The following is a 19,550-nucleotide window of genomic DNA, read 5'->3' on the forward strand; positions in this document are numbered from 1 at the left end:
CCCCCCCCCCCCCCCCCCCCCCCCCCCCCCCCCCCCCCCCCCCCCCCCCCCCCCCCCCCCCCCCCCCCCACCCCCCGGCCGTTTCAAGCCCTGCAAGGGGCGTTCCGGAAAAATGCACCGGGGGCGCAGATTTCGTGCCGAATGCGCTTGACCTTGTTCGCGGCACGCCGTACATCGCCCGCACTCCGTGGCGGAGTAGCTCAGTTGGTTAGAGCAGCGGAATCATAATCCGCGTGTCGGGGGTTCAAGTCCCTCCTCCGCTACCATTTCCCCCATCGTCGTTGATACGCGCCACACGGCTGGTGGCATGCCGCCTGCGGAATATCGTGATCGGGCTATGTGCCCTGTCGGTGGGGCAGAACAGACCGTCGCACCCCCGATTGCGCAGGCGATCGCATTGCGCGCCTTGCTGCCGTTGCGTTGCGGGGGTTCCTGAACCATCGCCTCGTTCGGTCGCGTTTCCTGTCCGCAAGGCGGCGCGCAGGCCATCATTGCCGATCGCGCCGCGAGACCCGCCGAACATCGCGGCTGACGGTCGCGGGAACGACCCTTGCGCGGCAGACGTTGTCACGCCGCGCGGGACGCGGCATCCTGCGCGAAAATCGCACGCACACGGACGAGGGGGCGCAAGACAGCTGCATGGAAGGTTCGACGACCCGCCTTACGCGTCCCGGTCACAATTGCTGGCGGATCGAGCAGTCGAACCGCTTTGCCTTCATCGTCGATGCCGACACCTATTTCACCGCCGTGCGGCAGGCGATGCTGCAGGCGCGGCGCAGCATCCTGATGATCGGCTGGGATTTCGATGCGCGGATCGAGCTGGGCAACCCCGAGGATGGAGGCCCCGCGAAGCTGGGCGATTTCGTGCGCTGGCTGGCGGACCGGAACGACGGGCTGCAGATCCGCTTGCTGCGGTGGGACACGGGCGCGCTCAAGGCGATGTTCCGGGGCAACACGCTGCTGACCATCCTGCGCTGGAAGGCGCATCCGCGCATCACGCTGCGGCTGGACGGCAAGCATCCGATCGCCAGTTCGCATCACCAGAAGATCGTCGTCATCGACGATTGCCTGGCCTTCTGCGGCGGCATCGACATGACCGAGGGGCGGTGGGACACGCGCGAGCACCGCGACGACGATCCCCGCCGCGTGGCGCCCTCGGGGGCGGCGCTGAAGCCCTGGCACGACGCGACCTCGGCCTTCGACGGGCCTGCGGCGCGGGCGCTCGGGGATCTGGCGCGGGACCGTTGGCGGATCGCGACGGGGCAGGACCTTGCGCCCGTGACGGATGCGCAGGGCTGCTGGCCGCAGATCCTGACGCCCGAGTTCCGCGACATGCCGCTTGCCATCGCGCGCACGCGGCCCGACATGCCCGACGTGCATCCCAGCTTCGAGATCGAGCAGATGTACCTGGACCTGATCGCGCGCGCGCGGCGCACGATCTATGCCGAGAGCCAGTATTTCGCATCCCGCCGCGTGGCGCAGGCCATCGCGCGCCGCCTGATCGAGGACGACCCGCCCGAGATCGTGATCGTGAACCCGGTCTCGGCCCAGGGCTGGCTGGAGCCCATCGCGATGGACAGCGCCCGCGCCAAGCTGTTCGAGGCGCTGAAGCGGCTGGATCACCGCGACCGGCTGCGCCTGTATCATCCGGTGACGGACGGGGGCGAGGACATCTATGTCCATGCCAAGGTGACGGTTGTGGACGATCTGTACCTGCGTGTCGGGTCGTCGAACTTCAACAACCGCTCGATGCGGCTGGATACGGAATGCGATGTCGTGCTGGCGGCGGACCGACCCGGGGCCGAGGGCATCGGCCCGCGCATCACCGCGCTGCGCGACGATCTTCTGGCCGAACATCTGGGCCTGTCCCCGGACGACATGACCGCGGCCATCCGGGATCATGGCGGCCTGATCCCCGCGATCGAGGCGCAGCTGCGTCCGCGCGGGCAGGGGCGCACGCTGGTCCCTTATCAGATTCCGGATCTGAACGGCTTCGTCGAATGGCTGGCCGAGAACGAGATCCTGGATCCCGACGGCCCCGACCAGATCTTCGAGGCCCCCGCCAGGCGCGGCCTCAGGCTGGGCTGGTTCCGCAGGCTGCGGTCACTTCGCCGGTCCCGTCGGTAGGCCATGCGCGATGCCGGCCGGGCTGTCGCTGGACAGCAGGCCGGATTCGATCGCCTTCTGGATCGCCTGGCGATTGTCCTGCGCGTCCAGCGCCTCTCGGGCGGCGTTCAGCCGGTATCGCAGGGCGGTGCGCGAGATGCCCAGATGGGCGCAGGCCTGTTCGTGGGTCATGCCGCAGGCGATGGCCTCCAGCGCCTCGATCAGGATGGGGCGCAGATGCAGGTCGCGGCCCACGATCTCGTGGCCGCGCCGGACCAGGTCCAGCAGTTCCTCGATCTCGGCGTCGCTGAATTCGCGGCTGCCATGCGCGACGCCGCAGACGGTGCGCGACTGCGGATCGCCCACCCCGATCGACAGCCCGTAGGCGACGCCGAAGCTGCGCGCCATCGCCATGACACCCATCGGATCGTCGCAATGCCGTTCAAGCGTGCTCCAGCGCAGGGCGCCGTCGTTCATCATCCCCCAGATCACCGAGGGGTCCGCCACGATCATGTTCCGCCGGGTATATTCCTGCGTCCATTCCGTGGCATAGGTCGTGACCCTGCGCACCGGCCGCGAGAAGCGGATATGGTATCCGCACATGAAGCCGCGCGGGGCCAGCGTGCTGATCCTGTCTTCGATATCCTGAATTTCGTTCATTGAATAAGCGCCTGAAATACACGCGTTTGTTGTAATTGAATGGATCGCTTCCCGCTGCAGGGAAGCCAGAATATACTTTGGAATAGAGCTATCATTCGGTGGGCCCGTGTCCAACAGGCAACATAGCCCCAATGCGCTATGGAAACGACCGTTTTGTCTATTTAATTGACCTGTGCGTCACCGGCGCGGGCGTTGATTGGTTTTGCCGTTTCGGCAGTTTTTGTTGGTTCAGGCATCCCCGTCGCGGGGTGCCGGCGTCCGCCCGGTGCCGCCTGCGATCTGCTTGCGCTCCGCGCCGCGATCGCTAGCTTGCCCCCCGAAACGTCGTTCCGACACGGATTTGCGGAGAGAGCAGCATGAAACGCGTGAAACTTGGCGGCAGCGATGTCGAGGTCAGCGAGATCTGCCTGGGCACCATGACCTTCGGCAACCAGACCCCCGAGGCCGAGGCCCATCGCCAGATGGACATCGCGCTGGATGCCGGCATGACCTTCATGGACGTGGCCGAGATGTATCCCGTGAACCCCGTTCGCCGAGAGACGATCGGCGTGTCGGAACAGATCATCGGCAACTGGCTGGCCCGCACCGGCAATCGCGACCGGGTCGAGATTGCGACGAAGATCACCGGCCCCAGCCAGATCCTGCGCGACGGCAGGCCCTACGACGGGGCGACGGTGCGCGAATGCATCGACGTCTCGCTGGCGCGCCTTCAGACGGACCGCATCGACCTGTACCAGCTGCATTGGCCGGTGCGCGGGTCCTGGGCGTTCCGCCAGAACTGGCGCTACGACCCCTCGGGGCAGGACAAGGCCCGCACGCTGGACCACATGGCCGATGTGCTGGACGCCCTGCACGAGGCCGTCCGCGCGGGCAAGCTGCGCGCCATCGGCCTCTCGAACGAGAGCGCCTGGGGCACCGCCCGCTGGTGCGACGTGGCCGACCGCACGGGTGCGCCGCGCATGGCCGCGATCCAGAACGAGTATTCGCCGCTCTATCGTCTGTTCGACACCGATCTGGCCGAGACGGTCGTGAACGAGGACCTGACGCTGCTGTCCTATTCCACGCTGGCGGCGGGGCTGCTGACGGGGAAATACGCAGGCGGCGCCATGCCCGAGGGCAGCCGCGCATCGGTGGACAAGGCAAGCGGCGGGCAGGGCAACCTGGGCGGTCGCAAGACGGCCGCGGGCATGGCCGCCGCGCAGGATTACGTCGATCTGGCCGCCGAGCACGGCTGGGACGTGGTCCACATGGCGACCGCATGGCAGCTGACGCGCCCCTTCAAGGTCGTGCCGATCATCGGCGCGACCACGGTGCCGCAGCTGACGCACCTGATCGAGGGTCTGGGCCGCGAGCTGCCCGAGGAGCTGGTCCGCGGCATCGACAGGCTTCACCGCGCGCATCCGTTGCCCTATTGATACCCGCCGGGCCGCGTCTATCTTGGGTGCAGCCCGGTTGATTGCACAAATGGGGACCATGCATGGCAAGCGATCCATATGCGGCGCTTGGTCTGTCGCGCGGTGCCGGCACCAGCGACATCAAGAGCGCCTATCGCCGTATCGTCAAGACCGACCATCCGGACGTGAACCCGGACCCGGAGGCGACCGCGCGCTTCAAGGCGGCGACCGCCGCCTATGACCTGCTGAAGGACGAGGACCGCCGCCGACGCTTCGACGCCGGAGAGATCGACGCCGACGGCAACGAGAAGATGGCGGGCTGGGGCCGTGGCGGCGGCAACCCCTTCGGCCAGGGGCCGTCGCATGGCGATCCCGACCTGTCGGACATCTTCGCGGACCTGTTCGGACAGGCGCAGTCCCAGCAGGGGCGTCGCGGCGGCTTCGGGGGCTTCGGCGGCTTCGGCGGCGGCACCCGGCGCGGAGAGGATCTGCGCATGGCCATGCGGGTCGATTTCATGACCGCCGCCACCGGCGGGCGCAAGCGCATCACGCTGCCCGATGGCAGCACGCTGGAGGTGGCGATCCCCAAGGGCGTGCGCGACGGTCAGTCCATCCGCCTGCGCGGCAAGGGAGAGCCGGGCATGGGCCGCGGCCCGGCGGGCGACCTGTACCTGGAGGTGTCGGTCGATCCGCATCCGCAGTTCCGCCGCGAGGGCGACGACATCCATGTCATCCTGCCCATCACCATCGACGAGGCCGTGCTGGGGGCCAAGGTCGCCGCGCCGACCATCGACGGTCCGGTGCGGCTGTCCATTCCGGCGGGTGCGACCTCGGGTCAGAAGATGCGCCTGCGCGGACGCGGCATCAACGGCGGCGACCAGCATGTCGAGCTGCGCGTCGCGATGCCCGAACCCGACGAGGAACTAGCGGCCTTCCTGACCGAATGGCGCAAGACCCGCGGCTACGACCCGCGGAGCTGATCCTTCCGCCGCGCGGGCAGGTCGTCCATCACCGCGCGGCGTTCCGCATCCGACATCCCCGCCCATGACGCGATCTCGGACAGGGTGCGCAGGCATCCCGCGCACAGCTGGCTGTCCGGGTCGATCCGGCAGGTCCCGATGCAGGGGCTGCGTGTCATCCGCGCAGGTGGCGCAGCCGGTCCAGCGCGCCCTGCAGGATGTATCCCGCCGCGACCTGGTCGATCACCTCGGCGCGCTTCCTGCGCGAGGTGTCGGCCTCGAGCAGGGCGCGTTCGGCGGCGACGGTCGACAGGCGTTCGTCCCAGAACCCGATGGGCAGCTCGGTCAGCCGCGACAGGTTGCGTGCGAAGGCGCGGGTGGACTGGCAGCGCGGGCCTTCGGACCCGTCCATGTTGCGCGGCAGGCCAAGGATCAGGCCCTTGAGGTCGCGGTCGGCCACGATCTCCAGCAGCGCCTGCGCGTCGAGGCCGAACTTCTTGCGGCGGACCACCGTGATCGGCGTCGCGACCGAGCGCATCCCGTCGCTGACTGCGACCCCGATGGTCTTGGTGCCAAGGTCGAGCCCCGCGATCGCGCCCATCGGCGGCAGGGCGGTCATGAAATCGGCGATGTCGTCATGGACCATCCGGGGTCCCTTTCGTGTCGGGGGCGTCAAGGCCCGCGCGGCTGGCTGCCGCGTTGATGCTGTCCAGCGCGGATGCGCTGTCCTCGAATATCGTGCGGGCCTCGGACAGGACCGCGTTGGCGTCCGCCGTCCGGCCCTGGACGGCCAGCGCGCCGATCAGCCGCGCCCATTCGGCGGGGCTGCCGCCTTCGCGGGCCAGGCGGTCGCGCAGGCCCTCGACCATGCCGTCGATCATCTGCGCGCGTTCCTCGTCGCTCAGATCGCCTGCGGCGGCGATGTCGTCGGCGGTGGGGCCGGGACGGGCAGGAAGCTCGTAATCGGGCTGCCCCGCAAGCCAGGCCAGTTCGGGCAGGGTCGCGCGTAGGAAATCGTTCCAGGGCGCGTCCTCGGGGCCGGTCTCCAGCAGGTCGCGCCAGATCGGAAAGGCGCGGTCGGGCCGCCCGTTCTGCACCATCAGCACGCCCTGCAGGTATCGCGCCTGCGGCTGGCCGGGATCGGCGCGCAGGCTGCGGGCCAGCTCGGCCTCGGCCTCGGGGGTGACGATGCCGCCCGCCGCCTCGACCATGACCGAGGCAAGCCGCGCGTGGTTCAAGGCCGAGGGCTGCAGATCGGTCAGCCGCTGCTGCGCGTCGCGCGCGGCGGCAAGGTTGCCCAGGTTCGCCTCGCTCTCGGCCAGAAGGGCAAGGCCCTGCGGGTCGTCGGGGCGGTCGGCCACGCGGTCGCGCAGGCGGTCCACCAGGTCGCGGTAATCCTGGTCCGCCTGAACCTGCGGGGCCGGGGCCAGCGTTTCGGCCTGCGCCTGCGACGGGCGGTTGCGATAGGCGTCCTCGGCGGCCTCGAACCGCGCCTGCAGGGGCAGGTCGCGCGCGCCGGGCACGCCCTGCCACAGATACAGCCCGACCCCTGCCGCCATCAGCACGGCCAGCACCGCCACCGCGACGCGCCCGCCCGCCGCGCCGCCCGAAGGTGCGGCCCCCGTCATGCGGCGGTCGGCATCCAGCACCTTGCGGCCGATCTCGCGGCGCAGACGCTCGGCATCCTCGGGGGCCAGTACGCCGCGTTCCAGGTCGCGCTCCACCTCTCGCAGCTGGTCGCGATAGACGCGCAGGTCATAGGCCGCCGCCGGTTCGGCACGCGCATCCGCACGGCGCAGCGGCATCGCGATTGCGGCTGCGGTCGCGGCGATCATGGCTGTCCCGACGATCCAGAACATCTGTGTCCCCCTTGGCTTCGCTGCCCTGACTATCGCCATTCCCGCCCGATCGAAAGCGGCGGCGTGACGCGCCCATCGGCGGGATGTCGCATTTTGCCGCGATCTGCCGTTCGCCGCCTTGCCCGTGGGGCTGGTCGCCGCCATGCTGCCCCGAAACACCGATGAGGCCCCCATGCCCGATACCGCCCGTTCCGGCCGCTACTCCGTCTTCGCCATCGCCCGCGAGGCGCTGCGCCAGCACAAGGGCTGGAACCGCGCATGGGCCAGCCCCGAACCGCGCGACCGCTACAAGGTAATCGTCGTGGGGGCGGGCGGACACGGGCTGGCCACCGCGTATTACCTGGGCAAGAACTTCGGCATCACCGATGTGGCCATCATCGACAAGGGCTGGCTGGGCGGCGGCAACACGGGCCGCAACACGACGATCATCCGCTCGAACTATCTGCAGGATCCGTCGGCGGCGATCTATGACAAGGCGCTGAAGCTGTATGAAGGTCTGAGCCAGGACCTGAACTACAACGTCATGTTCAGCCCGCGCGGCCTGATCATGCTGGCCCAGACCGAACACGAGGTGCGCGGCTACAAGCGCACCGTCTATGCCAACAACCTGCAGGGCGTCAGCACCGAATGGGTCGATCCGCAGCGCCTGAAGGAGCTGGTGCCGATCATCAATATCGACGGGCCGCGATACCCCGTGCTGGGCGGGCTGTACCAGGAACGCGGCGGCACCGCGCGCCATGACGCGGTGGCATGGGGCTATGCCCGCGCCTGTTCCGACATGGGCATGCACATCATCCAGAACTGCGAGGTGACGGGGGTCGAGACCGAGGGCGGGCAGGTCCGCGCCGTCAACACCAGCAAGGGCCGCATCGGCTGCGAGAAGCTGGCGATGGTCGTGGCGGGCCATTCCAGCCAGCTTGCGGAAATGGCGGGCTTCCGCCTGCCCATCGAAAGCGTCGCCCTGCAGGCCCTGGTCAGCGAGCCGATCAAGCCCTGCATGGATGTCGTCGTGATGGCCAACACCGTTCACGGATACCTGTCGCAATCCGACAAGGGCGAGATGGTCATCGGCGGCGGCACCGACCATTTCAACAACTTCACCCAACGCGGCAGCTGGCACCATGTCGAGGAAACCGTCCGCGCCCTGGTCGAGACCTTCCCGATGATCGGGCGCCTGAAGATGCTGCGCCAATGGGGCGGGATCGTGGACATGACGGGCGACCGCTCGCCCATCCTGTCGACGACGCCCGTGGGCGGGGTCTTCGTCAATTGCGGCTGGGGCACGGGGGGCTTCAAGGCGATCCCCGGATCGGGCTGGGCGATGGCCGAACTGGTCGCCAAGGGCCGCCCCGGGCCGCTGGCCGCCGATTTCGGGCTGGACCGCTTCCGCGAGGGGCGCTTCATCGACGAATCCGTCGCGGCAGGAGTGGCACATTGAGCACGGTTTCGCCGCGTGTCGCGCCCCCGGAAACCCGAGGCGGGGTTTCCGCATTAGCTTTTCGCAACTCCGAACGGAGAAAGGAAAGCCAATGTCCGATCGCAACAACAACGGTCTTTACTTCATCGTCGGCGGCCTCGTGGTCGTCGTGGCACTGCTGTTCTTCTTCCTGGCGGGCGGCGATGCCGAGATGCCCGCAGCCGGTGGCGGCGACAGCACCGAGGTCAACGTGGATGCCGGCGGCGGTGAGCCTGCCGAGGCGCCCGATGTCTCGGTCGAGGCCGAATCGCCCGAACCGGCGAACTGATACCGCGCGACCGCGCGTGATTTCGAACGGCACCGCCGGGGTTTCCCCGCGCGGTGCCGTTTCGCGTTCCGACACCCTGCCTGCAAGGACTGCCCCATGCTGATCCTGACCTGCCCGCATTGCGGCATCCAAGCCGAGGAAACCGAACTGCACAACGGCGGCGAGGCGCATCTGAAGCGCGTCGGCCCGGATGGCAGCGACGAGGAATTCGAGGGCTACATGTTCGCCCGCAGGAACCCGCGCGGCGTCCACCTGGAACGCTGGCGGCACGCCTATGGCTGCGGCAAGTGGTTCATCGCCGCCCGCTGCACGGTGACGCTGCAGGTCTTCGGGACCTATGCCGCGCAGACGACGACGCCCCCCGACCATATCGTGCAGGCCGTCCGCGCCGCGCGTCCCGACTGGAACCCGACCGAAGAAGGCGCCTCCGAATGACCCATGTGCCCCCCTTCCGGCTGCCGCGGGGCGGCCGCCTGATCGACCGCTCGGACCAGCTGGGGTTCCGCTTCGACGGTCGCCACCTGCGCGGGCTGCGCGGGGACACGCTGGCATCGGCGCTGCTGGCCAACGGCCAGATGATGATGGGCCGGTCCTTCAAGTATCACCGCCCGCGCGGCCCCGTCGCTTCGGGGGCCGAGGAGCCGAACGCCCTTCTGGGCCTGGGGCAGGGCGGCCGGTTCGAGCCGAACCAGCGCGCGACGACCACTGCGCTGGTGCCCGGCATGGTGACGCGCAGCCAGAACTGCTGGCCGTCGCTGGATGCCGATATCGGGGCGGTGAACGACTGGCTGTCGCCGCTGCTGCCGGCGGGCTTCTACTACAAGACCTTCATCCATCCGCGGCCCTTCTGGAAGCATGTCTTCGAACCCGTGATCCGGCGCAGCGCGGGTCTGGGCAAGGCGCCGACCGATCCCGATCCCGATCTCTATGAACAGGCATACGGCTTTGCGGACGTGGTGGTCGTCGGCGGCGGCATCGCGGGGCTGCAGGCCGCGCGCGACGCGGCGGCAGGGGGCGGCACGGTCACCGTGCTGGAGCAGTCGCCGCATTGGGGCGGGCGCACGCCCACCGATCATGCGGGCGGGCAGGACGCCATCGACGCGCTGCTGACTGATCTGCGCGCCATGCCCGGCGTCACCCTGCGCCGCAACTGCATGGCCACGGGGCTTTACGATCACGGCTATCTGATCGCTCGAGAGGCGCTGGCCGATCACGATCCGAACCAGGGCATCCCGCGCCAGCGGCTGTGGCGCATCCGGGCGGGCCGCGTGATCACCGCGACAGGCGCGCTGGAACGTCCGCTGTCCTTTGCCTGCAACGACGTGCCGGGCGTGATGCTGGCCTCGGCCATGCGCGATTTCATCGACCTGCACGGCGTCGCGCCGGGGCAGCGCATCGTGGTGGTCACGAACAACGACGACGCCTATCGCACGGCGCTGATCGCCGCCGATGCCGGGCTGGACGTGGCCGCCATCGTCGATGCCCGCCCGCAGGCGACGGGCGATCTGCCGCAGGCGGTCCGCGACCGCGGGATCGAGGTGCTGACCGGCAGCGCGATCGCCAAGGTGAAGGGCCGCCGCCATGTCGAGGCGGTCGCCATCTGCGATCAGGACGGCGAGGGGAAGATCACCCGCACCGTCGAATGCGACGCGGTGGCGATGTCGGGCGGCTGGTCGCCGGTCGTCCATCTCTACAGCCATTGCGGCGGCAAGCTGACCTGGGACGAGGCGCAGGCCCTGTTCCGCCCCGACCCTGACCGCCCGCCGCTCGGGCCGGACGGGCAGGGGATCGCGCAGGCCGTTGGCGCGGCGAATGGCGATCTGTGCTGCGCGGGCGATCTGGAACGGCCCGAGGGCGCGACCATGCCCGTCTGGGTGATGCCCGCCCGCGCGCCCCACAAGCTGCGTGCCAAGATGTGGCTGGATTACCAGAACGACGTGAAGGTCACCGATGTCGAGCTGGCCGCGCGCGAAGGCTATGCCTCGGTCGAACATACCAAGCGATACACCACCCTTGGGATGGCGACCGATCAGGGCAAGCTGAGCAACATCAACGGGCTGGCGGTCCTGTCGGGCGCGCTGGACCAGCCGATCCCGGCCACGGGGACCACGACCTTCCGCCCGCCCTATACGCCGCTGACCCTTGCGACCATCGCCGCCGATGCGCGGGGCGAGGCGTTCCAGCCGCTGCGCAAGACCCCGATGCATGGCTGGCACGAGGCGAAGGGCGCATCCTGGGAACCTGTCGGCCACTGGCGCAGGCCCTATGCCTATCCGCAGGGCGCCGAGGACCGCGAGGCCGCCGTCGCGCGCGAGATCCTGGCCGTGCGCAAGGGTGTCGGCACGCTGGATGCATCGACCCTGGGCAAGATCGTCGTGAAGGGGCCGGATGCGGGCCGCTTCATGGACATGATGTACACGAACATGATGTCCACGCTGAAGGTCGGGCGCTGCCGCTATGGGCTGATGTGCAACGAGAACGGCTTCCTGATGGATGACGGCGTCGTCGCGCGCCTGTCCGACGACACCTGGCTGTGCCACACCACGACCGGTGGGGCCGACCGCATCCATGCCCACATGGAGGATTGGCTGCAATGCGAGTGGTGGGACTGGAAGGTCTTCACCGCCAACCTGACCGAGCAGTACGCCCAGATCGCCGTGGCGGGCCCGCAGGCGCGCACCCTGCTGGAGCGTCTGAACGGCAGCATAGACCTGTCGGCGGATGCGCTGCCCTTCATGGCCTGGGCCGAGGGCGACCTTGCGGGCATTCCCGCGCGGATCTTCCGCATCAGCTTCTCGGGCGAACTGAGCTTCGAGATCGCAGTCCCGGCCGCGCGCGGGTTGGAGCTGTGGGAGAAGCTGCACGACGCGGGCGCCGATCTGGGGATCACCCCCTATGGCACCGAGGCGATGCATGTCATGCGCGCCGAGAAGGGCTTCATCATGATCGGCGACGAGACGGACGGCACGATCATCCCGCAGGATCTGGGGCTGGACTGGGCGATCTCGAAGAAGAAGGCGGATTACATCGGCAAGCGCGCGCAGCGCCGCCTGCACATGGTCGATGGCACCCGCTGGAAGCTGGTCGGTCTGGAAAGCCTCGACGGGCAGGTGCTGCCGGACGGCGCCTATGCCGCGACCGACCAGGTCAACGCCAATGGCCAGCGCGTGACCGAGGGGCGCGTGACCTCGAGCTACCGCTCGCCCACGCTGGACCGTCCCGTCGCGATGGGGCTGGTGCGCCACGGCCCCGCGCGGATGGGGCAGGTGCTGGAATTCCCCATGCCCTCGGGGGCGGTGATGAAGGCGCGGATCGTCGATCCGGTATTCTACGACAAGGAAGGGAGCCGCCTGAATGGCTGAGCATCTGGCCCGCATTTCCCCCGTGACCGATCTGGGCATGATCGCCCTGCGCGGCGACCTGGCCGCGATCGCGGATGCCGCCGGGATGGCTGCGCCCGAACGGACCTGCATCGCGACCGACGGCCCCCGCAGCCTGGCTTGGATGTCCCCCGACGAGGCGCTGCTGATCCTGCCCGCCCCGCAGACCCCGGAGGCGGTCGAGACCCTGACCCTGGCGCTGGACGGCCAGCACGCGCTGGTCGCCGACGTTTCGGATGCGCGCGCGGTCTTCGACGTGGTCGGGCCGGGGGCCGCCGACGTGATCGCCAAGCTGGCGCCGGTCGATGCGGCGGCGATGCCGCAGGGCCACCTGCGGCGCACCCGAATGGCGCAGGTCGCCGCCGCGATCTGGCGCATCGAGGGCGGCTTCCGCGTGATCGGGTTCCGATCCACCGGCGATTACCTGGGACTGATCCTGCGCAATGCCGCGATCGCCGGCAGCGGGCTGGCCCCGCGTTGATCGGGCGGTGATCGGACGGTGATCGGGCGGGGAACCCCGCCCTGACCCCTTGCGTTGACGGGCCGAATACGGGACTGTGCGCCCGGACTGGTCCAACCTATTCAGAAAGGACGGAAAATGGCCTTCACGCTTCCCGATCTTCCCTATGCACACGACGCGCTTGCCGCAGGTGGCATGTCCAAGGAAACGCTGGAATTCCACCACGACAAGCACCACAACGCCTATGTCACCAAGCTGAACGAGCTGGTCGCCGGCACCGAGTGGGAAGGCAAGTCGCTGGAAGAGATCGTCAAGGGCACCTATCAGCCCGACGCGGTTGCCCAGAACGGCATCTTCAACAATGCCAGCCAGCACTGGAACCACAGCCAGTTCTGGGAAATGATGGGCCCGAACCCCGGCCCGATGCCCGCAAACCTGGAAGCCGCGATCACCGAGAGCTTCGGTTCGGTCGACGAGTTCAAGAAGAAGTTCACCGAGAACGGCGTTGGCCAGTTCGGTTCGGGCTGGGTCTGGCTGGTGAAGAACAGCGACGGCAGCCTCGAGGTCACCAAGACCGAGAACGGCGTCAACCCGCTCTGCTTCGGTCAGACCGCGCTTCTGGGCTGCGACGTGTGGGAGCACAGCTACTACATCGACTTCCGCAACGCGCGTCCGAACTACCTGTCGAACTTCCTCGAGAAGCTGGTGAACTGGGACAACGTGGCTTCGCGCCTCTGATCGCCCACGTCATCCACATGGCAGGGCCCGTCGCATCGCGGCGGGCCCTTCTGCATGGTTGCAACACCGTGAATGGCCTGCAGGCCCGTGCGGCATTGGCTTTTCCGCCCGTCGCGGTATATGACCAGACGGACTGCCACCAGATCGGACAATCGCCGCCATGGCCAACCAGAACGACAGCTTCATCGACGAAGTCACCGACGAACTGCGCCGGGACCGCCTCTATGGTGCATTCCGCCGTTTCGGCTGGATCGGCGGCGTGGTGATCCTTGCCATCGTCGGCGGGGCTGCGTGGCGCGAATACAGCAGCAGCCGCGACAGCGCCTCGGCGCAGGCATTCGGCGATGCGGTCCTTGCCGCCGAGAATGCCGGCCCGGCCCAGATCGCGGAGCTGGACCCCGAGGGCAGCGCCGCGCGTGCCGCCCTGATCCAGCTGCTGGCATCGGGCGCATGGCGTGCCGAGGGCGATGACGAAGCCGCCATCGCCGCGCTGCAAGAGGCTGCGACCGCCGCCCCCGAGGGCGACATCCTGCGCGATCTGGCGCAGTTGAAGCGCGTCATCGCGGCGGGCAACTCGATGGATGCATCGGAACGCGACCAGATCCTGACGCGCCTGTCGCGCGCGGGCGCCCCGTTCGAGCTGCTGGCCCTGGAACAGAAGGCCGTGGCGCTGGTCGATGCGGGCCGGACCGAGGATGCGATCACGCTGATCCGCCAGATCCAGCAGAAGAACGGGCTCAGCCAGGCCTTGCGCAACCGCCTGACCGAGATGATGATCGCCCTTGGTGCGGACCCCGCGCCGAATGACGACATGGCCTCGGGCAGCTGATCCGCGGCCCTGGCAGCAAGAACGGACGAGGGAGATTCGGGGAATGACCGCGACCTTGCGATTGACGCTGGCGATTGCCACGGCCTTCGGGCTGGCAGCCTGCGACCGCGACGAGAAGCTGCCGGGCCAGCGGCTGGACCCGCTTGCCGTGACCTCGCCCGACGGTCCGGGATACGAGGGCGCGGCCGGGATCACCGGCACGGCCCTGTCGCTGCCGGGCATCAGCGGCAATTCCGAATGGACCCAACGCGCGGGCAATGCCGCGCATGCGCCGGTCCATGCCGCGATCGGGCAGGGCACGAACCGCATCTGGTCGGCCCCCATCGGGCAGGCCCAGTCCAAGCGTCACCGCATCACCGCCGATCCGGTCGTGGCGGGTGGCCTCGTGTTCACGCTGGATGCGCAGGCGCGCGTCACCGCGACCTCGGTCGGGGGCGGGCGGGCCTGGTCCACCGACATCACGCCGGTGCAGGAAAACCCGGCAAGCGCCTCGGGCGGGGGCCTCGCCTATGAAGGCGGGCGCATCTTCGCGACCACGGGCTTCGGCGAGCTGGTCGCGCTGGACGCCACCAGCGGCGCGGTGCTGTGGCGCCAGCGCGTGGACAACGCCATCGGCGGCGGGCCCGCCGTCAGCAACGGCATGGTCTATGTCGCCTCGCGCAGCAGCGTCGGCTGGGCCGTGCGCGCCAGCGACGGTCGCGTGATGTGGCAGACCTCGGGGTCGCCCTCGACCTCGGGGGTGATGGGCGTATCGACCCCGGCGGTCGCGGGCGACACGGTGATCTTCCCGTTCTCGTCGGGGCAGCTGGTGGCCGTGGATGCGGCCAGCGGCCTGACGACCTGGACCTCGCAGATCGCGGGGCGGCGGGCAGGGCGCAGCATCGGCTATATCCGCGACGTGACGGGCGATCCGGTCGTCTCGGGCGGGCGGGTCTTCGGCGGCACGTCCTCGGGGCGGATCGACGCGGTGGACCTGGCCAGCGGCCTGCGCGGCTGGTCCGCGGATGACGGCGCCTCCAGCCCCGTCGTCGTGGCGGGCGGGTCCGTCTTCGCCGTCAACGACCAGGCAGAGCTGATCCGCCTCGACGCCGCGACCGGCGGCGTCATCTGGCGCCAGCCCATGCCCTATTTCACCACCGAGCGTGTTCGCCGCCAGTCCGGCATCCACGCTCATTACGGCCCCGTCCTTGCAGGCGGTCGGCTGTTCGTCGCCTCTTCGGATGGCGTGCTGCGGGTCTTCGACCCGGCGTCCGGCACGCTGACGGGGAAGGCTGAAATTCCCGGCGGGGCCGCCTCTGCTCCTGCGGTCGCCGGACAGACCCTCTATGTCGTCGGACGCGACGGCCAGTTGCACGCATACAGATGACCTTCACACTCGCCATCGTCGGCAGACCCAACGTGGGCAAGTCGACCCTATTCAACCGTCTCGTCGGCAAGAAGCTGGCGCTTGTGGACGACCAGCCGGGGGTGACCCGCGACCTGCGCGAAGGCGCGGGCCGCCTGGGCGACCTCCGCTTTGTCGTGATCGACAGCGCCGGCCTTGAAATGGCCGAGGATGACAGCCTTCAGGGGCGCATGCGCCGCCTGACCGAACGCGCCGTGGACGAGGCCGATATCTGCCTGTTCGTCGTGGATGCCCGTGCGGGCATCACGGCGGCGGACGAATATTTCGCCGACATCCTGCGGCGCCGCGCCAAGCACGTGATCCTGGCCGCCAACAAGGCCGAGGGTCGCGCGGGCGAATCCGGCGCGCTCGAGGCCTATGGCCTGGGCCTGGGCGAACCGCTGCGCATCTCGGCCGAACATGGCGAGGGGATGGACGATCTCTATTCCACGCTGGTTCCGCTGGCCGACGAGGTCGAGGCCGCGCGCCCCGCGCCCATCGCCGCCGAGACCGACGTGACCCTGTCCGACGAGGATGCCGAGACCGGCGAGGGCGAGGAGGACTGGCGTCCAAGCGCCGCGCGCCCCCTGCAGCTGGCCGTGATCGGGCGCCCGAATGCGGGCAAGTCCACGCTGATCAACAAGATCATCGGCGAGGATCGCCTGCTGACCGGCCCCGAGGCCGGCATCACCCGCGATTCCATCAGCGTGACCACGCAGTTCATGGATACGCCGATGCGGATCTTCGACACTGCGGGGATGCGCAAGCGCGCCAAGGTCACCGACAAGGTCGAGAAGCTGTCGGTCGCCGACGGTCTCCGCGCCGTCCGCTTTGCCGAGGTTGTCGTCGTCCTGCTGGACGTGGCCATCCCGTTCGAGCAGCAGGACCTGCGCATCGCCGATTTCGCCGAGACCGAGGGCCGTGCCGTCGTCGTCGCCGCGAACAAGTGGGACCTCGAGGACGACAAGCCGCACAAGCTGAACGAGCTGCGCGCCAGCTTCGAGAAGCTGCTGCCGCAGCTGAAGGGTGCGCCGCTGGTCACCGTCTCGGCCCGCACGGGCAAGGGGCTGGACCGCCTGCACAACGCCATCCTGAAGGCGCACGAGGTCTGGAACCGCCGCGTCAGCACCGCCCGCCTGAACCGCTGGCTGGAGGCGATGACCGAGAGCCACCCGCCCCCCGCGCCGGGCGGCCGCCGCATCCGCCTGCGCTACATGACGCAGGTCAAGACGCGCCCGCCGGCCTTCATCGTCAAGGCGACGCATACGGATCACATTCCCGACAGCTATCAGCGCTATCTGATCAACGGGCTGCGGATCGATTTCGACATGCCCGGTACGCCGATCCGGCTGTTCTTCCGCGACCAGGGTCAGGACAACCCGTACAAGGCCAAGGCGCAGAAGATCAATCAGTCCGGCGCGCTGTCCAAGCACAAGAACCGGCAGAAGCCCAAGGGCGGCTGATCAGCTGGCCGCCCGGATCAGCACCGCCGCCATCCCGGAAATCCCCAGGATGGCGGCGAATGCGATGACCGGATCGCTGCCCATCGCGGTCAGCGCGATCGCGCAGAAGGCCCAGATCAGGGCGGTGGAATAGCCGATGCTGGGGCCGATCCAGATCTGCGCCGCCATCCCGATGGCCGTGCCCGGCAGGATCGCCAGCGCCGCTACCGCCTGCGTCTGAAGGCTCAGCGCGCCTGTCAGCGCACCGGCCAGCGTGGCCGAGAACAGCGCCGTGGCCCAGCCCGCGACGAAGCCCACCGCAGGCCGCTTGCGTCTCGCCGCCCGTCGCGCGGCCCATATCGTCAGAATCATTCCCGCCCCGTTCGCCGCCAGCAGCGCATCGCGCTGATCCAGCAGGAACCACGGCGCCGCCGACAGCACGACCAGCCCCGCAACCAGTTGCGGCCAGATGCGGCAACGCCCGTTGCGCAGATCGCGGCGATCGCTTGGGAACAGCCACTGGCCCGCGGCGTCCATCGCGACCGCGGCCCAGATGGTCAGCAGCAGCCCCCACATCAGGAAATTCGCCGGATCGAGGTACAGAAGCGGGATCGTCATCCCCTCGGCCAGTTCCGGCGCGCCGGGGCCCAGCTCGGCCGAGGTGACGTTATAGGGGTTCATGAAGCTTGGCAGCGGCAGCAGCGCAGGGGTGAAGACCGGCGGATGCGTGCGCCATGCAAAGACGATGCCCCCGATCACGAAGATCGCGGCGGCAAGGCTTTGAATGATCGCGTTGGCCAGTTTCATCCCGGCCAACGCGCGAAGGCGTCCCCGGTTGCAACCGGGGTGCGACACCTTATCAGGCCAGCTGGCCGTCGGTGGTCAGGCTGCGCTTGCCGCCCAGATAGGGCCAGAGCACCTCGGGCAGGGCGACCGAACCGTCCGCTTGCTGGCCGTTTTCCAGCACCGCGATCAGCGTGCGGCCCACGGCCAGGCCCGAACCGTTCAGCGTGTGCACGAATTCCGGCTTGCCGCCGCCCTCGGGGCGATAGCGGGCATTCATGCGCCGCGCCTGGTAGTCGCCGCAATAGCTGACGCTGGAAATCTCGCGATAGCGGTCCTGACCCGGCAGCCAGACCTCCATGTCATAGGTGACACGGGCGCCCGCGCCCATGTCACCCGCACAGAGGATCATCGTGCGATAGGGCAGGCCCAGCTTCTCCAGCACGGTCTCGGCGCAGCGGGTCATGCGCTCGTGTTCGGCCAGGCCGTTCTCGGCATCGGTGATCGAGACCATCTCGACCTTCTCGAACTGGTGCTGTCGCAGCATGCCGCTGGTGTCGCGACCCGCGCTGCCCGCCTCGGAGCGGAAGCACTGGCTGTGGGCCACCATGCGGCGGGGCAGGGCGGAATGGTCGACCAGGTCGCCATGGACGGTGTTCGTCAGCGTCACCTCGGACGTGGGGATCAGCCAATAGCCCTCGCGGGTCTTGTAGCTGTCCTCGCCGAATTTCGGCAGCTGGCCGGTGCCGGTCATCATGTCTTCGAGGACCAGGACGGGGGTCCAGGTCTCCTGCAGGCCGTGTTCGTCGACATGAAGGTCGATCATGAACTGCGCTAGCGCACGATGCACGCGGGCGACCGCGCCCTTCAGCACGACGAAGCGGCTGCCCGACAGCTTGGCGCCGGTCTCGAAATCCATGCCGGGGACGACGCCCGCGATCTCGTAATGCTCGCGCGGCTTGAAGTCGAAGGCGCGCGGGGTGCCCCAACGGCGCAGCTCGACATTGTCGTCCTCGTCCTCGCCGTCGGGGACGGTGTCCAGCGGCAGGTTCGGAATGCCCATCAGCAGATCGCGCAGCCGGGCGTCCAGCTCGTCTGCCTCGGACTGCATGCGCGCGATATCGGCCTTTTTTTCGCCCACAAGGGCGCGGAGGCGCTGGAACTCGTCCTCGTCGCCGCGTGCCTTGGCGGCGCCGACTTCCTTGCTTGCCTTGTTCTGTTCGGCCTGCGCGGTCTCGGCTGCGCTGATGCGGGCGCGGCGTTCGGAATCCAGCGACAGGATCTGGTTGCTGAGCCCGCTGAGGCCGCGCCGGTTCAGCGCGCGCTCGAAGGCTTCGGGATTTTCACGGATGGCCCGGATATCATGCATGGCGTCGATCCTGTCGCTTGGGAACGCTGCATGCCTAACCCAAGCCCGCGCAGGACAAAAGCCCGCTTAGCGGTCGGGATCGCAGAACAGCTTGTACATCAGGCCCACCACCTCGGCGGCGCGGGGGTCCGACACGGAATAGAGCCGCGCCTTGCCGTCGCGCCGACATTCCACCAGCCCCTCCGAGCGCAGGCGCGCAAGCTGCTGGCTGACCGCGGCCTGGCGCAGCCCCAGCAGATGTTCCAACTCGCCCACGGTACGTTCGCCCGAGGACAGGTGGCACAGGATCATCAGGCGCCCCTCGTGGGCCAGCGCCTTCATGAAGCTGCTGGCCTCGGCGGCGCGCTTGACCATGTCGGTCCGGGCCATCGCGACGGGCGACGGTTCGGATCCGGGTACGGAACGTTCGATATATGCAATCTGATTCATGAAATTCCCCCCA

Annotated in this window: 19 protein-coding genes and 1 tRNA gene; 13 read left to right on the forward strand and 7 right to left on the reverse strand. The window is 68.7% G+C overall.

Translation table 11 applies throughout. The features are described 5' to 3' along the window. Nucleotides 1–189: 189 nt before the first annotated feature. Both QMZ16_RS12750 and QMZ16_RS12755 read left to right on the forward strand, forming a co-directional pair. Nucleotides 190–266 (forward strand) — tRNA-Met (locus QMZ16_RS12750). Between the two features lie 373 nt (nt 267–639). Then, entirely contained in the window at nt 640–2,127 is a 1,488-nt protein-coding gene (locus QMZ16_RS12755; protein WP_282603561.1) for a phospholipase D-like domain-containing protein, read from the forward strand. Here QMZ16_RS12755 and QMZ16_RS12760 read toward each other — a convergent pair. Beyond that, nucleotides 2,104–2,766: an autoinducer binding domain-containing protein gene (locus tag QMZ16_RS12760; protein ID WP_282603562.1), complete on the reverse strand. Its 663-nt coding sequence runs from the start codon at nt 2,764–2,766 to the stop codon at nt 2,104–2,106. The two genes, QMZ16_RS12755 and QMZ16_RS12760, sit on opposite strands and share 24 nt — an antisense overlap. 356 nt (nt 2,767–3,122) lie before the next feature. On the opposite strand from QMZ16_RS12760, the gene QMZ16_RS12765 reads away from it, so the two are divergent. Both QMZ16_RS12765 and QMZ16_RS12770 read left to right on the forward strand, forming a co-directional pair. Then, nucleotides 3,123–4,181, forward strand: a complete 1,059-nt coding sequence (locus QMZ16_RS12765; protein WP_282603563.1) for an aldo/keto reductase — start codon at nt 3,123–3,125, stop codon at nt 4,179–4,181. Nucleotides 4,182–4,243: 62 nt separating this feature from the next. Continuing rightward, nucleotides 4,244–5,140, forward strand: coding sequence for a DnaJ C-terminal domain-containing protein (locus QMZ16_RS12770; RefSeq protein WP_282603564.1), 897 nt, complete (start codon nt 4,244–4,246; stop codon nt 5,138–5,140). Here QMZ16_RS12770 and QMZ16_RS12775 read toward each other — a convergent pair. From QMZ16_RS12775 to ccmI, 3 genes are read right to left on the reverse strand one after another with little or no spacing between them, the layout of a single operon-like run. Further along, nucleotides 5,122–5,298 (reverse strand): DUF1289 domain-containing protein, encoded by a 177-nt coding sequence (locus QMZ16_RS12775; RefSeq protein ID WP_282603565.1) that lies wholly within the window; start codon nt 5,296–5,298, stop codon nt 5,122–5,124. The genes QMZ16_RS12770 and QMZ16_RS12775 overlap by 19 nt on opposite strands. After that, entirely contained in the window at nt 5,295–5,765 is a 471-nt protein-coding gene (gene ruvX / locus QMZ16_RS12780) for a Holliday junction resolvase RuvX (protein ID WP_282603566.1), read from the reverse strand. The genes QMZ16_RS12775 and ruvX overlap by 4 nt, the downstream gene beginning before the upstream one ends. Further along, nucleotides 5,755–6,978 carry a c-type cytochrome biogenesis protein CcmI gene (gene ccmI / locus QMZ16_RS12785; RefSeq protein WP_282603567.1) on the reverse strand — a complete coding sequence of 408 codons (1,224 nt, stop codon included), beginning with the start codon at nt 6,976–6,978 and terminating at the stop codon, nt 5,755–5,757. Before ccmI ends, ruvX begins: the two co-directional genes overlap by 11 nt. A 172-nt stretch (nt 6,979–7,150) precedes the next feature. On the opposite strand from ccmI, the gene QMZ16_RS12790 reads away from it, so the two are divergent. The 9 genes from QMZ16_RS12790 to der all read left to right on the forward strand — a co-directional run bounded on the left by QMZ16_RS12790 (nt 7,151) and on the right by der (nt 16,977). Further along, nucleotides 7,151–8,416 (forward strand): sarcosine oxidase subunit beta family protein, encoded by a 1,266-nt coding sequence (locus QMZ16_RS12790; RefSeq protein ID WP_282603568.1) that lies wholly within the window; start codon nt 7,151–7,153, stop codon nt 8,414–8,416. Between the two features lie 91 nt (nt 8,417–8,507). Then, nucleotides 8,508–8,723, forward strand: coding sequence for a hypothetical protein (locus QMZ16_RS12795; RefSeq protein WP_282603569.1), 216 nt, complete (start codon nt 8,508–8,510; stop codon nt 8,721–8,723). A gap of 96 nt (nt 8,724–8,819) precedes the next feature. Further along, nucleotides 8,820–9,158: a sarcosine oxidase subunit delta gene (locus tag QMZ16_RS12800; protein ID WP_022705755.1), complete on the forward strand. Its 339-nt coding sequence runs from the start codon at nt 8,820–8,822 to the stop codon at nt 9,156–9,158. Further along, nucleotides 9,155–12,085: a sarcosine oxidase subunit alpha family protein gene (locus QMZ16_RS12805; protein WP_282603570.1), complete on the forward strand. Its 2,931-nt coding sequence runs from the start codon at nt 9,155–9,157 to the stop codon at nt 12,083–12,085. The genes QMZ16_RS12800 and QMZ16_RS12805 overlap by 4 nt, the downstream gene beginning before the upstream one ends. Further along, the gene (locus QMZ16_RS12810) at nt 12,078–12,584 is read left to right on the forward strand and encodes a sarcosine oxidase subunit gamma family protein (RefSeq protein ID WP_282603571.1); all 507 of its coding nucleotides are present in this window, start codon (nt 12,078–12,080) and stop codon (nt 12,582–12,584) included. The genes QMZ16_RS12805 and QMZ16_RS12810 overlap by 8 nt, the downstream gene beginning before the upstream one ends. A gap of 117 nt (nt 12,585–12,701) precedes the next feature. Beyond that, a complete protein-coding gene (locus QMZ16_RS12815; RefSeq protein ID WP_022705752.1) occupies nt 12,702–13,301 on the forward strand; it encodes a superoxide dismutase in 600 nt (199 codons plus the stop codon). A 160-nt stretch (nt 13,302–13,461) separates the two neighbouring features. After that, nucleotides 13,462–14,130, forward strand: a complete 669-nt coding sequence (locus QMZ16_RS12820) for a hypothetical protein (RefSeq protein WP_282603572.1) — start codon at nt 13,462–13,464, stop codon at nt 14,128–14,130. A 43-nt stretch (nt 14,131–14,173) separates the two neighbouring features. Next, nucleotides 14,174–15,496 carry a PQQ-binding-like beta-propeller repeat protein gene (locus tag QMZ16_RS12825; protein WP_282603573.1) on the forward strand — a complete coding sequence of 441 codons (1,323 nt, stop codon included), beginning with the start codon at nt 14,174–14,176 and terminating at the stop codon, nt 15,494–15,496. Then, nucleotides 15,493–16,977 (forward strand): ribosome biogenesis GTPase Der, encoded by a 1,485-nt coding sequence (gene der / locus QMZ16_RS12830; RefSeq protein ID WP_022705749.1) that lies wholly within the window; start codon nt 15,493–15,495, stop codon nt 16,975–16,977. Before QMZ16_RS12825 ends, der begins: the two co-directional genes overlap by 4 nt. Here the strand turns inward: der and QMZ16_RS12835 are convergent, their stop codons facing one another. The 3 genes from QMZ16_RS12835 to QMZ16_RS12845 form a co-directional block, all read right to left on the reverse strand. After that, the gene (locus QMZ16_RS12835) at nt 16,978–17,772 is read right to left on the reverse strand and encodes a hypothetical protein (protein WP_282603574.1); all 795 of its coding nucleotides are present in this window, start codon (nt 17,770–17,772) and stop codon (nt 16,978–16,980) included. It abuts the gene before it with no gap. 43 nt (nt 17,773–17,815) lie between these two features. Further along, nucleotides 17,816–19,108, reverse strand: coding sequence for a serine--tRNA ligase (serS, locus tag QMZ16_RS12840; protein WP_282603575.1), 1,293 nt, complete (start codon nt 19,106–19,108; stop codon nt 17,816–17,818). 66 nt (nt 19,109–19,174) lie between these two features. Next, the gene (locus QMZ16_RS12845; protein WP_022705746.1) at nt 19,175–19,537 is read right to left on the reverse strand and encodes a metalloregulator ArsR/SmtB family transcription factor; all 363 of its coding nucleotides are present in this window, start codon (nt 19,535–19,537) and stop codon (nt 19,175–19,177) included. Nucleotides 19,538–19,550 lie beyond the last annotated feature (13 nt).

It is taken from the genome of Paracoccus sp. PARArs4, from assembly GCF_947311865.1.
In the GTDB taxonomy this organism is placed as follows: Bacteria; Pseudomonadota; Alphaproteobacteria; order Rhodobacterales; family Rhodobacteraceae; genus Paracoccus; species Paracoccus zeaxanthinifaciens.